This is a genomic window from Amycolatopsis sp. NPDC114503 (assembly GCF_055633655.1).
This window is the reverse complement of the sequence record NZ_JBVKDT010000008.1, coordinates 429,761-444,110: the sequence shown is the minus strand read 5'-3', so window position 1 is coordinate 444,110 and position 14,350 is coordinate 429,761. Positions and strand designations below refer to the sequence as shown.

12 protein-coding genes are annotated in these 14,350 nt (G+C 70.4%); 1 reads left to right on the top strand and 11 read right to left on the bottom strand.

The window, feature by feature from the left end; genetic code table 11:
* Positions 1-122 precede the first annotated feature (122 nt).
* The 6 genes from nudC to ACZ7OI_RS33015 are packed head-to-tail and all read right to left on the bottom strand — an operon-like array spanning position 123 to position 7,353.
* Positions 123-1,130 (bottom strand): NAD(+) diphosphatase, encoded by a 1,008-nt coding sequence (nudC, locus tag ACZ7OI_RS33040; protein WP_470267983.1) that lies wholly within the window; start codon positions 1,128-1,130, stop codon positions 123-125.
* Positions 1,130-2,521, bottom strand: a complete 1,392-nt coding sequence (locus ACZ7OI_RS33035) for a M16 family metallopeptidase (protein WP_470267982.1) — start codon at positions 2,519-2,521, stop codon at positions 1,130-1,132. Before ACZ7OI_RS33035 ends, nudC begins: the two co-directional genes overlap by 1 nt.
* Entirely contained in the window at positions 2,518-3,810 is a 1,293-nt protein-coding gene (locus ACZ7OI_RS33030; protein ID WP_470232255.1) for a M16 family metallopeptidase, read from the bottom strand. The genes ACZ7OI_RS33035 and ACZ7OI_RS33030 overlap by 4 nt, the downstream gene beginning before the upstream one ends.
* A 9-nt stretch (positions 3,811-3,819) precedes the next feature.
* On the bottom strand, positions 3,820-5,349 hold the full coding sequence (locus tag ACZ7OI_RS33025) for a DUF2207 family protein (protein WP_470267981.1): 1,530 nt from the start codon (positions 5,347-5,349) through the stop codon (positions 3,820-3,822).
* The gene (locus ACZ7OI_RS33020) at positions 5,346-6,500 is read right to left on the bottom strand and encodes a DUF2207 domain-containing protein (RefSeq protein ID WP_470267980.1); all 1,155 of its coding nucleotides are present in this window, start codon (positions 6,498-6,500) and stop codon (positions 5,346-5,348) included. The genes ACZ7OI_RS33025 and ACZ7OI_RS33020 overlap by 4 nt, the downstream gene beginning before the upstream one ends.
* A 4-nt stretch (positions 6,501-6,504) precedes the next feature.
* Positions 6,505-7,353, bottom strand: a complete 849-nt coding sequence (locus ACZ7OI_RS33015; RefSeq protein WP_470267979.1) for an RDD family protein — start codon at positions 7,351-7,353, stop codon at positions 6,505-6,507.
* Between the two features lie 66 nt (positions 7,354-7,419).
* Here ACZ7OI_RS33015 and ACZ7OI_RS33010 point away from each other — a divergent pair, with 66 nt between their 5' ends.
* Positions 7,420-8,424, top strand: coding sequence for a stage II sporulation protein M (locus tag ACZ7OI_RS33010; protein ID WP_470267978.1), 1,005 nt, complete (start codon positions 7,420-7,422; stop codon positions 8,422-8,424).
* Positions 8,425-8,662: 238 nt separating this feature from the next.
* Here the strand turns inward: ACZ7OI_RS33010 and ACZ7OI_RS33005 are convergent, their stop codons facing one another.
* The 5 genes from ACZ7OI_RS33005 to ACZ7OI_RS32985 are packed head-to-tail and all read right to left on the bottom strand — an operon-like array spanning position 8,663 to position 14,221.
* A complete protein-coding gene (locus tag ACZ7OI_RS33005) occupies positions 8,663-9,943 on the bottom strand; it encodes a DUF58 domain-containing protein (RefSeq protein WP_470267976.1) in 1,281 nt (426 codons plus the stop codon).
* Positions 9,944-10,894, bottom strand: a complete 951-nt coding sequence (locus ACZ7OI_RS33000) for an AAA family ATPase (protein WP_470268062.1) — start codon at positions 10,892-10,894, stop codon at positions 9,944-9,946.
* Between the two features lie 11 nt (positions 10,895-10,905).
* A complete protein-coding gene (locus ACZ7OI_RS32995; protein ID WP_470267975.1) occupies positions 10,906-12,045 on the bottom strand; it encodes a DUF4350 domain-containing protein in 1,140 nt (379 codons plus the stop codon).
* A complete protein-coding gene (locus tag ACZ7OI_RS32990) occupies positions 12,042-12,677 on the bottom strand; it encodes a DUF4129 domain-containing protein (RefSeq protein WP_470267974.1) in 636 nt (211 codons plus the stop codon). The genes ACZ7OI_RS32995 and ACZ7OI_RS32990 overlap by 4 nt, the downstream gene beginning before the upstream one ends.
* Positions 12,671-14,221, bottom strand: coding sequence for a hypothetical protein (locus tag ACZ7OI_RS32985; RefSeq protein WP_470267973.1), 1,551 nt, complete (start codon positions 14,219-14,221; stop codon positions 12,671-12,673). The genes ACZ7OI_RS32990 and ACZ7OI_RS32985 overlap by 7 nt, the downstream gene beginning before the upstream one ends.
* Positions 14,222-14,350 lie beyond the last annotated feature (129 nt).

Genomic DNA, 14,350 nt, shown 5'->3' with positions numbered 1-14,350 from the left:
GGGGTCCCCTCACGAACTTTGCCGACCCCAGAAAGCCGTGAAGGGCCCCTTGAGGAATCAGATTCCCTCAAGGGGCCCTTCACGGACCGATCCGGGATCAGGTGCAGGCTCGCACCCGTCCGTTATTCTTCGGCGTCCGCCCACGCCTTCAGCATCACCCGGGCGATCGACGAATTCCCCGGCAGCAACAGATTCGACGCGCCACCGGCGATCGGCGTCGGCACCCCGGTCCCGGCGTTCCGGAACGCGGTCCGGACCTCCTCCCGGGACACCCACAGCGCTTCCTCGATCTCGCCCTCGGCCGGGACCAGCGGCGCATTGCGGTCCGCGCGCGCGGTGAAGCCCAGCATGATCGAGCGCGGGAACGGCCACGGCTGGCTGCCGAGATACCGCACGTCCCCCACCTCGATTCCGGCCTCCTCGCGGATTTCGCGGACGACGCAGCCCTCCAGGGACTCCCCCGCCTCCACGAATCCGGCGAGCACCGAGTACCGGTCCGGCGGCCAGATCGGCTGCCGGGCGAGCAGCACGTGCGAACCGTTGACCCCGTCGAGGTCGTGCACCAGGCAGATCACCGCCGGGTCGGTGCGCGGGTATTCCTCGTGGCCCTTGGCTTCGCAGCGGCTGGCCCAGCCGAACTGGATCAGCTGCGTCGGCGAGCCGTCGCGGGTGCAGAAGCGCGACTGCCGCCGCCAGTGCCGCAAGGCTTGCGCGGTGGTGAACAGGCCGGCCGACGTGTCGTCCAGCTGTTCGCCGTATCCGCGCAGCTCGACCCACAGCTCGCCGTTGGCGCGCGGCACTTCTTCGATCACGCCCCAGCTGCCCGCCAGCCGCACGGTGTCGACGTCGCCCTCGATACTGCCGGGCAGCGACCAATAGTCGACGTCTTCCCATTCGCCGAGGAACACCGCGTCGGCGGGCGGTTCGGTGCCGAAGTCCATCGCCTTGCGGGTGGCCAGCGCGGAGCCGCCCTCGACGACCGGCGTGCGGCCGGTGTCGTCGAGCAGCACCACGCGGGCTTCCGACCATTTCGCGGCGAGCCGCTCCGGGTTGGTGCGCAAGGTTTCCTGACGGTCCACTGTGGAACGCGACAGTGTCGGCAGGGCCCCTAGTTCGAACGGAACGCTCATCAGTCCTTCTCGCTGGTGGAAACTCCGAGCGCGGCCAGCTTCGGCGCGAGCAGGTCCGCGTCGCCGACCACGACGCCGGTGAACCCGCCCGGCGCGAAGAACTCCGCCGCCGCTTCGGCGACCTGCTCCTCGGTGACCGCCGCGAGCCGCTCCGGGTGGCTCTGCAGCCACTCGATGCCGAGGCCGTTCGACGCCAGCGCCATCAGCTGTCCGGCCAGCCCGCCTTGCGACGACGTGCCGGTGACCAGCGAGCCCATCGCGTACTGCCGCACCGATTCGACCTCTTCGGCAGTCGGCGGCACGGTGCCGAGCCGGAACAGCTCGTACCGGGTTTCCAGATACGCCGCCGCGGTGACCTCGTTGGCCGTGTCCGCGTCCACATTGACCACCGCGCTGTCGCCGGTGAATTCGAAGCCCGAGTGCGCGCCGTAGGTGTATCCCTTGTCCTCGCGGATGTTCTCGACCAGCCGCGAGGAGAAGTACCCGCCGAACGCCAGGTTCGCCAGCTGCAGCGCCGGATAGCGCGGATCGGTGCGCGGAACCGTCTGGGCGGACAGCCGGATCTGCGACTGCACGGCGCCGGCGCGCGGAACCAGCAGGACGTTGCCGCCGGTCAGCGTGGGCAGCGGCGGCAGCACCACAGCCGAACGGTCCGACTTCCAGCCGCCGAGCGCGCGCTCCAGTTCGGCCGGAATCTCTTGCGGGTCAAGGTCTCCCACCAACACCAGCACGGCACCGCGCGGCAGCACCGAAGCGTTGTGCAGCGCGCGCACCTGCTCGGCGGTCACCTCGGCGACATCCTCGGCCTGCGGGACCTCGCGGGTCACCGGGTGGTCGCCGTACCGGTGCTTCTGCAGTGCTTCGCGCGCAATAGTGCGCGGCTGGGTCCGCGACACCGCGATGCGCTCGATCAGCCGCTCCCGCTCGCGCGCGACCTCAGTGTCGCCGTACGTGGCACCGGTGAGCACGTCGCCGAGCACGTCCAGCAGCGTCGGCAGGCCGTCGGACAGCGCGGTGCCGCCGAAGTACAGCCGCTCCGGGTCCACGCCCGCGTTGAGGTCGCCGCCGATCAGCGCGACCTCGGCGTCGATTTCCACCCGGTCGCGCCGCGCCGTGCCGGTGAGCACGGTTTCCGCGAGCACCTCCGCGGTGGCCGCGTGCATCCGGTCTTCTCCCGCGAACGGGATCCACAGCCGCAGTTCGACCATCGGGACGCTCGCCTTGCGCACCGCGAGCACGCGCAGCCCGTTGGAGAGCGTCGTGTCCACATGGGACAGATCAGCGGCGGCGCGCTGGTGGCCCAGTTCGGGCAGCGGGCGCGGTCCGGCGGCGGTGCGGCCGATCTCCTCGGCGCTGCGGTGTGCGGCTTTGACCTGTTCAGCCGAGGTCACTGTTCCGTCCCTTCGGTGCTTGCGGGCTTCACGACGAGCACGGCGCGCGCGTCCGGGCGCAGCGCCTTCGCCGCCGCCGACACAGCTTCGCCGGAGACCGCGGACAGGCGGTCGGCGAGCTGGTAGACCAGCGACGCGTCGCCGTAAAGAAGTTCGAACGCGCCGAGCGCCAGCGTGCGCGACACGAGCCGGTCGTGCTCCGCGTGCAGGCTCGCCGCCCAGCGCGCGGTGACCTTCTTCAGTTCCTGCTCGTCCGGCGGAGTGGACGCGAGCTTCTCCAGCTCCTCGTCCAGCGCGGCGAGCACGCGCTCGCGCGGCACCTCCGGCGGGTGGATCGCGGTGATGGTGAAGGTGTCCGGATCGCGCGCCTCGAACGGGCCGAAGAGCCCGGCCCCCGCGCCGATGTCGACCACCAGCGGCTCGACGTGCACCAGCCGCTGCTGCAGCCGCGAACCGTCACCGTCGGTGAGGACGCCGGCCAGCACCAGGTACGCGAGGTAGCCGTCGAGGTCGTTGATCGGGTCCGGCATCCGGTAGCCCACCGCCAGCGCGGGCAGCGGCGCGTGCGCGTCGGTGTGCTCGCCGAGCAGCTGCGTGGTGGGCAGCGGTTCGGCGAAGGACGGACGGACCGGAGCGGGCCGGTGCGGGACGTCGCCGAAGTGCTTCTGGACGAGCGCCTTCGCGTTCTCCACCTCGAAGTCGCCTGCGACGGTCAGCACCGCGTTGGCCGGGGAGTAGAAGGTGTCGAAGAAGGCGGCGCAGTCGTCCAGCGTCGCGCCCTCGAGGTCTTCGAAGGCGCCGTAGCCGTCGTGCGCGTTGGCGAAGGTGGAGTACAGCACCGGCGGCAGCAGGATCCACGGGAATCCGCCGTACGGCCGGTTGCGCACGTTCAGCCGGATTTCCTCCTTGACGACCTCGATCTGGTTCGCCAGGTTCTCCGCGGTCAGCTTCGGCGCGCGCATCCGGTCGGCCTCGAGGAACAGCGCGCGTTCCAGCGCGGCCGCGGGCAGCACCTCGTAGTAGTCGGTGTAGTCCGGGTGCGTGGAACCGTTGAAGGTGCCGCCGCTGGACTGCACGTGCCGGAAGTGCGCGAGTTTCTCCAGGCTTTCGCTGCCCTGGAACATCAGGTGCTCGAAGAGGTGCGCGAAACCGGTCAACCCCTCCGGCTCGGAACGGAAGCCCACGTCGTAGTGCACGCTGACCCCGACCACCGGCGCGGTCGGGTCAGGAGCGAGCACCACGCGCAGACCGTTGTCGATCGTGAAACGGAAGAGCTCGGGATCGGCCATGCCTCCACCCTACGCAGGCGCGGGCGTCTTGGGCTCGTCCGGTCGGAGGTGCCTCGCGCCCTCGAACGCGACGGTCAGTGCGGCCACGAATCCCCTGGTCCGCACCAACGGCACAGCGTCCTCGCCCGAGGCGCCGTACCAGTACGCCGACAGCGAACAAGCGTTAACTAGCCAAGCGTCTGCTTCGCCCAGCGCGTACGCGTACGGGAGCGTGCGAGAGACGAGCAGTTCGTCGTCTGGCGCTTCCATCGTGTCCATCGTGCGCAGCTGTGCGTTGAGACCGAGAAGGCGGTCTCGGAGGTCTAGGCCAGCCTTCGTGCGCTCCGGCAGCAGACGGGCGGCTGTCGTCACAGCGATGCCGGTGGCGAGAAGCACCAACCCGAGTTGTGCGTAACCGACGGTGAGGGCCAGCAGGATGGTGAGGAAGACGCCGTACCCACATAGCCGTGGGCCGATCTTCGACAGTCGCTTCGGGTAGCGCCAGCCGCGACGGACCGTGTCGGCGACTAGCTCGCGTACGCCTGCTTCGCGGACTTCGGCGAGCGTCGCGGCTTCGCCCGGTGCAGCGGCTGCGTACACCGCGAGCTCGAAGGCGGTCAGGTGTTCGTCGGGCGGGTTGCGACGTACGAGGACCCAGCTGTGTGGGCCGTCTTCGGTGACCCATAGATAGTTACGGACGCATAAGTCGAGCACTGTCGCGGCTAGGTCGACCGAACTGACGCGTCCGGTAAGAAGCAGTCCTACGTGTCCAGGGAGCACGCCGTCCGGCGAAGAGAAGCGACCGTTGTCGAGTAGCTGCACGGGGGTGGCGCGGCCTGGCTTTTGGTCGCGTCGGCGACGTACGAACACCGTGATGGCACCGGCGATTGACAGCACGGCGAAGGCCAGCCATGCCCACCACACTGGTGCGGTCGCGGCGAAGGGGCCGGTGGGGATGAGCTTCTCTGTCGCGGCGACTGTGCCACCAGGGAGTTCGGCCGTCAGCTGTACGCGCGAGCCGGGCTGAAGGTTCGGTACCGAAACGCGGGTCAGGCCGGAGTGGTCGATTTGCGCGGCACCGCAGCGGGATGTCGAGTCGGGCGGACCGGCGAGGCAATTGAGCGCGTCGGGAATAGCGGGGGCGGCGAAGGTCGCGCGGACCAGTTCGAGGCGGGTGTCCCAGCCGCCAGCGACGTCCCACGTGACGTGCTCGACGCCGAGACTGGTGCCGACCGCACCGTCCACTGTGTACCGAAGGACAGACGTTCCGCCGCGCAGGTAGAAGGTCACCTGGTCGTTGCCTGAATCGGCGTTGCCCGCGCCTTCGATGCTGATGTCGCGGATGCCGAGCACGCGGGCGTTGGCGCGCAACGGGATCGTGCGGGTCATCGAGGTATCGCGCGGTACTGAGACTGCTTCGGTGACGGACAGGCTGCCGTCGCGCTGGACCTTCAGCGCTACTTCGACACTCTGCGGCAGTCCTGGCAGCGACGGTTGGTCTTGTGCCGCAGCAGGACTTGCGCAGAGGAATGGGATCACCAGCAGGACGGCGAGTTTCATTGCGCGGACACCGCCGCGCGACGTTCGGCCATCGCTTGGATCGCGTCGAGTTCGGTCGCCAGCGGGGATTCGACGCGTGCCGCTGGAGTGCCCAACGCTCGGCCGCGGCGGGTTTGGGACGGAACCAGCGGAGCGGCGGCGAAAGTGGCGAGCCCGGCGATCAGGAGCGCGACGCCGATCAATGCTTCGCCGACCGTGGCGGCCAATACGACCGTGGTCAAAATTCCCGCGACAGCCAGGATCAATCCAGCGAGGCGGACGCGAGGTTGTCTCGCGGACAGCCAGCCCTGGTGATGCGCTTCGGCGTCGAGAAGGGCTTGCAGCTCAGCCTGATCCGGCCGCGCGGCAGCGAGCGGCCCCGGTGGGAAAGCGGCTTTGACGGCTTGCTCGAACGGCGTGAGCGGATCGGCTTCGCCGTGGGCGACCTGACCGTCGTCGATGTGCAGGTGACCGCGGGCAACAAGATCGAGAACGGTGCCGGTGAGGTCAAGTTCGCCGCGCGCGACATACGCGATGTACGCAGGCGGCACACCGGGAGCGGGCGGGCCGGTGCGGCGGCGCAGCAAACTGGCGCCGATGAGCAGATACAGCACCAAAACCAGACCACTGAGGACAGTGGGAAATCCGGGTGCGAAGGCGGCCAACGGTCCAGTCGGGACAAACCGGGCATTCTCCGGCAACGGCCCGGTTTGGACAGCTAGATCGATCCGATCCCCTTGGCGCAGAACGTTCTGTTCGGCATGCGCTCCCCCGCTCCGCAGTTCGGAGAAGGTGCACTGCCGGGACGAACCCGGCTGCCCGGCGTAACAGTCCGCTGTGGACACTCCGGGCGCGCTGAAGGACGCGGCGACGCGGTCGAGCGCCCGATCCCAGCCGCCGGTGAGCTGAAACCGCACCTGCCCGCCAGCGGCGACCGCACCGTCCACTGTGTACGTGACGGTGGCGGGCCCGGTGACCGTGACCGTCGTTCCATCGACGCTGGCCGCACCGGAAACGCGCAGGTCAGTGACCGAGTAGAGCCGGTCCTCGTCGTCGGTGACGGGTACGCGTTCGGCGATGCGGTGGACGGCGGGGGCGTCGGTGACGACGCGCTCGATGACCGTGAGCTGACCGTCCTGGGCGGTGGTGACGGTGACGTCGTCGGCGAGCATGCCCTCAGCTCGGCGGGGTGAAGGGGTTGTCGGACTTCGGCGGAGCCGGAGGCTGGACCGGCGGCGGCTCGTAGGCGGGCGGGCCGTACTGCATCGGCGCGAGCCGGGCGTGGTCGCGGTTGCGGCGTTCGGCCAGGACTGCGGTGAGGAAGACCCACGGCGGCATCCCGTGCGGCAGTGGCACGCCGATCGCCGCCGAAACCTGCTGCGCCAGGCCGAAGCCGAGCGACGCGGCCGCCTCCGGGCGCAGTTCGTGGTAGCGGCCGAGGTACTGGCGGGAGGCCATGGCGAGGTCGTCGGTGAGGCCGCTGAGGTCGAAATGCGCGGCCCACGCTTCCAGCCCGGGCGGCACCATGAGGATCGCCTGCGCGGACTGCGGCACGCGTTCGCGGATCACCAGGGTGCCCGCGAGGTAGTCGCCGACGCGGCGGCCGTTCGACGACGTCAGCGACACGATCACGGCCACCGCGCCGAGGAAGCCGAGCGCCCAGAAATCGACGAAGAAGCCGGCGAGCGCGCGGGTCAGCGCGTGCCGGAAGCTGATCGGGCCGCCGTCGAGGCGCACCACGCGCAGGCCGAGCGCGAGTTTGCCGAGCGAACGGCCGCGGCTGAGCGTTTCGAACAGCACCGGGTAGCCGATCACGACCAGCACGAACATGGTCAGCATCAGGGCGATGGTGAGAGCCGAGTCGAACGACCCGGCGGTCAGCATCAGCAAGACAAGCATCAGCAACAGCAACGCGGCCTGGACGAGGACGTCGAGCAGCATCGCGACCGCGCGGGTGGCAAGCTTCGCCACCCGCAGGTCGAGGACGACGGCCTCACCGGTGACGAGATCGGACTCTTCCTGCACGACGCCAGCGTAGAGCGCGGGAGCGGGAGCCGGTGCCACTATCCTGGCGCACGAGGGAGGTGGCCGGTGGACGTCGATGTGTTCGTCGCGGCGCACAGCGCCGAATGGAGCAGGCTCGGGGAGCTCGCCGGACGGCGCAGACTGACCGGCCAGGAGACAGACGAGCTGGTCACGCTGTATCAACGCGCCGCCACGCATCTGTCGATGATCCGCTCGACCGCACCCGACCCGGCCCTGCTGGCGAGGCTGTCGGCGCTGGTCGCCCGCGGCCGTTCGGCGGTCGCCGGCTCGCACAGCCCGGCGTGGCGCGAGGTCGGCCTGTTCTTCACCCGCCGCTTCCCGGCCGCGGTGTACCTGAGCCGCCGCTGGTGGATCCCGGCGGCGCTGCTGTCGGTCACGGTGATGGCGGTGCTGGGCGTGTGGATCGCCGGCGACCCGGAGGTGCGCGCGTCGCTGGTGTCGCCGGACGAGGTGCACGCGATGACCGCACCGGGCGGCCAGTACGAGACGTATTACTCGACCGGCCCCGCGGCGTCCTTCGCGGCGAAGGTGTGGACGAACAACGCGTGGGTGGCGGCGACGTGCCTGTTTCTGGGTGTCGCGCTCGGCTTGCCGGTGATCGCCGCGCTGTGGATGAACTCGCTGAACGCCGGGGTCGCGATCGGTCTGATGTCGTCTGCTGGGCGCGGCGATGTGCTGCTGGGCCTGCTGCTGCCGCACGGTCTGCTGGAACTGACGGCGGTGTTCATCGCGGCGGGGACCGGGCTGAAGCTCGGCTGGACCGTGGTGGATCCGGGACGTCGATCGCGCAGCGCGGCGCTGGCCGAACAGGGCCGGTCGGTGGTGGTGATGGCGCTGGGGCTGGCGTGCGTGCTGCTGGTGTCGGGTGTGATCGAGGCGTTCGTGACGCCGTCGGGCTGGCCGACGTGGCTGCGGATCGGAATCGGGGCGGTGGTGGAGCTGCTGTTCCTGACGTACGTGTTCACGCTGGGCCGGCGTGCGGCGCTGGACGGGGAGACTGGGGACGTGGACCGCCGAGCGGCCGGAGACGCGCTGCCGGAGGCTGGGTAGCGGCCAAGCGGGGATCGTCGGGAGGGATCAGCTCGGCGGCTTGGATGTCGTTGAGGTTCTCGACTGAGTCCAGGAGGTCGTCGGGCACCGGGTGTTGCGCGACGAAGGCCATGCAACGCGATGAGCGCGGCACCGGTGTCGGCGACCGGCGAAGACGCCCGCGCCGGTGCGCGCCCCGGAGTCAGCGTCGATAGCCACTCGCCTCATCCTGCCGCACCCACTCACCGCCGGGTACCGCTTACAGGCGTCCCGCGGCCTTCAACGCCAGGTAGCGGTCGGCGAGAGCAGGCGGCAACTCCTCCGGCACCGCGTCCACCACCCCGACCCCATGCCTCGTCAGCCAAGCCACCGACGACTCCCGCCCGGCCAACGCGCGTTCCGCCGCGGCAGCGTCGTAAACCGCCTCCGCCGACCCCCGCGAAGCCGCCATCTCCGCTACCCGCGGGTCCGCCACCGAGGCCACCAGCACCTCATGCCGAGCCGTCAACGACCCCAGCACCGGGAACAGCCCCTCTTCCAACGGCGCTGGCTCCAGCCCGGTCAACAGCACCACCAAAGCCCGCCGCCGAGTCCGCCGCAGCACTTCCGCGACCATCCCCCGCGCGTCGGTCTCCACCAGTGACGGTTCGATCGTGGCCAAGGCGTTCACCAGAGACGGCGTCGAAGCGTTCGGGACGGAAGCCCGCACACGACGGTCGTAAGCCACCAAATCGACCCGGTCCCCGGCCCGGGAAGCCAACGCAGCCAACAAAAGCGCTGCGTCCATCGCCGCGTCCAGCCGCGGGGCGTCGCCGACCCGGCCGGCCGAGACGCGGCCGGTGTCCAGCACCAGCACCACTTGCCGGTCGCGTTCCGGACGCCACGTTCGCACCATCACGTCCGAAGCGCGGGCGGTCGCGCGCCAGTCGATCGACCGGACGTCGTCGCCGATCACATATTCGCGCAGGGAATCGAATTCCGTTCCCTGGCCCCGAATCAACACCGCGTTGCGACCGTCCAGCTGCTGCAGCCGAGCCAACCGCGAAGGCAGGTGTTTGCGGCTGTGGAACGGAGGCAGCACCCGAACCGCCCACGGCACCTCGTGCGAACCCTGCCGCGCGGCCAATCCCAGCGGGCCCACCGCGCGCACGGTCACCCGCGCTGCGATGCGGTCGCCGCGGCGGATCGGGAGCAGTGGCGTGACGAGAGCACGCCGTTCGCCGGAAGGAACCACCAACGGGTGCCGGTCCTCGGCACCGGCGCTCGGCGGCCAGGCGTCGCGCAAGGAGCCGCGAACGGTGCGTCCGCCGGGGTTCGTCACGGTCAGCGTGACCTCGGCGGGCTCCCCCAGCCGGACGGAAGTGGTGCCGCTGCGCGAAAATCGCAGCGCTCGCACACTCCCGGCCAGCACGAGGTCCGCGACGACCAGCACCAGCAGCACCGCGAGCACAATCGCGACGCCGGTGCCGGACGGGAACAGCAGCCCGACCACCAGCGCCCCGAGGAGCGCCAGCAGCCCGAGCCGCCCGGTGACTGCCATCTAGCGCGGCACCGGCACGGAGGCCAGCACCCGGTCGAGGACGCCGTCCGCGGTCACGCCTTCGAGTTCGGCTTCGGGCCGCACGTCGAGGCGGTGCCGGAGCGCGGGACGGGCGAGCGCCTTGACGTCGTCCGGCGTCGCGTAGTCCCGGCCGGACAGCCAGGCCCACGCGCGCGTCACGGCGAGCAAAGCCGTTGCGCCACGCGGAGAAACGCCGATGCGCACCGCCGGGAGTTCACGCGTCGCACGGCAGAGGTCGACGACGTAGCCGATCACTTCCGGACCGACGGTCACCTTCGCGACCGCCTCCCGCGCGGCGGCGAGTTCCGCCGCCCCAGCGACCGGACGCACGCCTGCGGCGGCGAGGTTACGCGGGTCGAAACCCTGTGCGTGCCGCCAAAGAATGCCGATTTCGTCCTCACGCGACGGTGCCGGCATGGTCAGTTTCAACAGGAACCGGTCCAGCTGCGCCTCGGGAAGCGGATAGGTGCCCTCGTACTCCACCGGGTTCTGCGTCGCGACCACCACGAACGGATCCGGCAACGGCCGCGAAGTGCCGTCGATCGACACCTGCCGCTCCTCCATCGCCTCCAGCAGCGACGACTGCGTCTTCGGCGGCGTCCGGTTGATTTCGTCCGCCAGCAGCAGATTCGTGAAGACCGGCCCCTCGCGGAAGGAGAACTCGCCGCTGTGCGCGTCGTACACAATGGACCCGGTGACGTCGCCCGGCATCAGGTCCGGCGTGAACTGCACGCGGGTCGTCTTCAGGTCCAGCGACGCCGCCAAAGCCCGCACCAGCAACGTTTTCGCGACGCCCGGCACGCCTTCCAGCAGCACGTGCCCCCGGCAGAGCAGCGCGAGGATGAGCCCGGTGACGGCCGCGTCGTTGCCGACCACAGCCTTCCCGACCTCGGTGCGCAACGCGATCAGGGCCGCTCGCGCGTCCTGCATCTGTTCGGTACTCAAGAACGCTCCACCTCTCGTTCCACCGCGTCCAGTTCGTCCGCCAGCCGCACCAGCGCCGCCTCGTCGGACGGCGACGGGCCGTACAGCACCGCCCCGACCTCGTTCGGCGCCCGGCCTGTCCGCGCGCTCACCGTCTCCACCACTGCGGGCGGAGCGGCGTCGCGCGGCAATCCCAGTCTCTTCCGCAGCCGTGTCCTGACTGCCTCGCGCAAGGTTTCCGCCGCGTGCCCGGTCGCGCCGCCCCGCCGGTACAGCCGGGCCCGGCCCTCCGCCGTTTCCGCCGACCGCACGACCACCGGCAGCGGTTCGCGCACCACCGGACCGAGCCGCCGCGCGCGCCACAGTGCGAAAAGGACGATCGCGATTCCCGCGGTCAGCGCGCCGTAGCGCCAGCCGGGCGGGATCAGGTCGACGAACGGTTTCTTCTCGCCGTCCAGCGCGGAGTCCTCTATGGACGGTACGTACCAGGTCAGCTGCCGGTGATCGCCCAGCAGCCGCATGCCGAAAGCCGCGTTGCCTTCCTTGGCGATTTGGTCGTTGGTGAACGCGTCCGCGGCGCCGAGCACGGTCACGGTTCCGGTTCGGTCCGCCAACTGCACGAAAGTCGCTTCGCCGTCGTCGCGGTAGCAGGCGCGCGCCGTCTTGTCGTCGGTGCGGTAATGGCGTCCGCCGAGCGTGACCGAGCCCGCGCTCACCGCCGCGCCGACCGTGCAACCCGGTTGCAGCGTCCGGACATCTCCCGCTCCCGTCGGGGAAACCGTCGGCGCGGCCATGCCGAGCGCAGTCGATCCGGGCGCGACGAGAACGAGGTGCCCGACCCGGCGGCGCAAATCAGCCAACCCGTTCGACGGCACCAATTGCGGGTTGGTGATCAGCAGGGTTCCGCTGTCGGCGGCGTCGCGTGCCTCGGCGAGCGAATGCACGGCGCGGATCTGAACGCCTTCCTGCTCCAGCAAATGCGCGAGGGCGTGACTGCCGCGTGGTTCGTAAGAACCAGGGTCGAATTCGCCGCTGGTCTGTTTGCCGCGACTGAGCACCATGGCCAGCGCGACGATCACGATCAGCAGGAGAATCGCCAGCGGGATCCGGGTGCCACGCCAGATTCGGCGCAGATCCGGCGAAACAGCCGTGCTCATGCGTCCGCCAAAACCGGTCGTGCGCGACGGACCCGTTCGTCCAATTCGGACAAAGTGCGATAACCGGCTTCGGTCCCCGGCCGTCCGCCGTAGTGGACGTCGTCGAACTGCCGCGCGGCGGCCGTGAGCTCGACCGCGAGCTCCGGCAGGAACCTTCCGGCTTCGGCAACGGCTTCGTCCGCGGTCCGGCCGGAGCGGACGTCGAGCAGCGTGCGCTCTTCCATTCCGCGCACGAGCGCGCGGAACCGGTCGCGCACCGCATCCGCGAAATCGCCGCGAGCAGCGGCTTCCTCAGCGGCTTTCCGGTACTCGTCCGCGGTTTCCCGCCGTCCGCCGAACACCTCGCCGGACGTTTTCGCCGCCCGGCCGACCTTGCCCACCCGCAGCCGCACGACCGCGATCAGCACGATCACCAAGGCCAGCACCAGCACCAGGCCGAGCGGGCCGCCGGGCACCCCGGACAACGTGTCGAACAGCTCGGAGACCCGCTGCCCGAGCCACTGCGAGGCCCGCTCGAGAAAGCCCGGTCGCGCGGCCGCGTAATTCGGGTCGGTCAGTTCCTGAACCGCCCCCAGCCGGGCGGGGTCCCGGTCGATGTCGACCGGGACGTCGGCGAGAAAACCGATCACCACGCCTGCTGCTGCGGCGGTTGCGGCGGCTGGATGCCCGCCGCCCTGGCCAGTTCGATGTCCATGCCCTCGCGGCGCATCCGCTGATCGATGTAGAGCACCACGGTGACCAGCGCGGTGAACGGCATGACGATCGTCTCCGCGATCACCTTGCCGACCGACTGCAGCACCAGCCCGCCGGTCGTCACCTTCGGCAGCGTCGCCTGCGGGTCGAAGAGGCCGCTGAACGCGCCCGAGCCGAGATTGAACGGAATGCTGATGATCGCCGAGATGATCCAGCTGATCACGCCCGCGAGCAGCAGAATCCCGAACACCCGCCAGAACATGCCCGCCACCAGCTGGCGCGACCGCGTGAACGCCTGTCCGATGGTGCCGCGTTCCAGCACCAGCGCGGGACCGGCGAGCGACCAGAACACGTACGGCAGCACGGCGGGCAGCAGGCAGAACGCCGCGGCGACGATCGTGACCAGCGTGTACAGGACGGTGACCGCCAGCAGCGGCAGCAGCCGCGGCGCGGCTTCGCGCATCGCCGAGCTGAAGTCGACCGGACGGCCGAGCACCGCCTTGCCCATCACCACGGTGAGGAAGCCGGTGAGGAAAGTCTGCGCCAGCATGGAGATCACCAGCACCGGCAGCAGCGAGGTGAGCGTGGAGCCCAGCAGGCTGTAGAGCGCGTCGAGCTGCTGTTGCTGCGTCGCGGCCGGGCCGAGCTGGGTGACCCGGTTGAAATCGGGCACCAGCCATAGCGACGCGGCGAGGTTCAGCCCCGCCGAGACCACCGCGACGATCGCGGCCACCCCGAGGATCAGCACCGGGTACCGGCGGATCGCGGTGATCGCGCCGTCGAGGATGTCGCCGACGTTCAACGGGCGCAACGCGATCACGCCCGGTTTGCCCAGCCCGTTCGGGCTCCAGCCGGCGCCGGGACGGCCGTAGGCGCCGCCGGGGTAGTGCGGAAGCGGTTGCTGGCCCGGGGATTGCCACTGGCCGCCGCCGGGCGGGGTCGCGCCGGGCGGGGTCGCACCTGGCGGCGGGAACGCGCCGGACTGCGCGTCTGGAGACGAAGACACACCCGCGGAGGTCTCGCTGCCGGGGTGCGGCGTCGCGCCTGCCGGATTCTCACCGGCTGAAGGCGAAGTCGCGCCAGCCGGGTTTTGCCCACCTTGCTGCGACGTCGGGCCAGCCGGGTCCGCGCCGCTCGAGGACGACGTCGCGCCAGCCGGGCTCGCCCAGCCCGGCTGCGGCGTCGCGCCAGCCGGATTCGCGCCGCCCGAGGACGACGTCGCGTCAGCCGCGTTTTCGCTGGCAGGCGACGGATTCGCGCCGGCCGGGCCGTCCGAGGCAGCCTGCGCGCCCCCGGACGAACCGGAGTTTTCGCTGGCGGACGACGAAATTCCGGCGCTCGTGCCGGACAGCGAGGACGAGGTGTCCGTTTGGCCGGTCTCCGGCGGAATGGCGGCGGACGCGTCCGGGTCGGGGCTCGCGAAGCCCCGGCTCGGCGTAGGCGTGTCGTCCCCCGGCCCGGGCGAACCGGGTGAATGTGTCATCGGAGCCCCTCGTTTGCACGGCCCTGCGGTTGCTGCCGTCACTCTTCCAGAGCCGTCCGCACCCGGCCAGACCTGGGGGGACGTCCGGGCGAGGAGGCAGTCCGGCGAAGTGCTGCGGCGAGCCGGGCG

Coding starts and splice junctions, on each gene's coding strand:
- nudC (WP_470267983.1), bottom strand. CDS start 1,130: ATGAGCGTTCCGTTCGAACTAGGGGCCCTGCCGACACTGTCGCGTTCC.
- ACZ7OI_RS33005 (WP_470267976.1), bottom strand. CDS start 9,943: ATGGCAGTCACCGGGCGGCTCGGGCTGCTGGCGCTCCTCGGGGCGCTG.
- ACZ7OI_RS32985 (WP_470267973.1), bottom strand. CDS start 14,221: ATGACACATTCACCCGGTTCGCCCGGGCCGGGGGACGACACGCCTACG.
- ACZ7OI_RS33000 (WP_470268062.1), bottom strand. CDS start 10,894: ATGCAGGACGCGCGAGCGGCCCTGATCGCGTTGCGCACCGAGGTCGGG.
- ACZ7OI_RS33030 (WP_470232255.1), bottom strand. CDS start 3,810: ATGGCCGATCCCGAGCTCTTCCGTTTCACGATCGACAACGGTCTGCGC.
- ACZ7OI_RS32995 (WP_470267975.1), bottom strand. CDS start 12,045: ATGAGCACGGCTGTTTCGCCGGATCTGCGCCGAATCTGGCGTGGCACC.
- ACZ7OI_RS33020 (WP_470267980.1), bottom strand. CDS start 6,500: ATGCTCGCCGACGACGTCACCGTCACCACCGCCCAGGACGGTCAGCTC.
- ACZ7OI_RS33025 (WP_470267981.1), bottom strand. CDS start 5,349: ATGAAACTCGCCGTCCTGCTGGTGATCCCATTCCTCTGCGCAAGTCCT.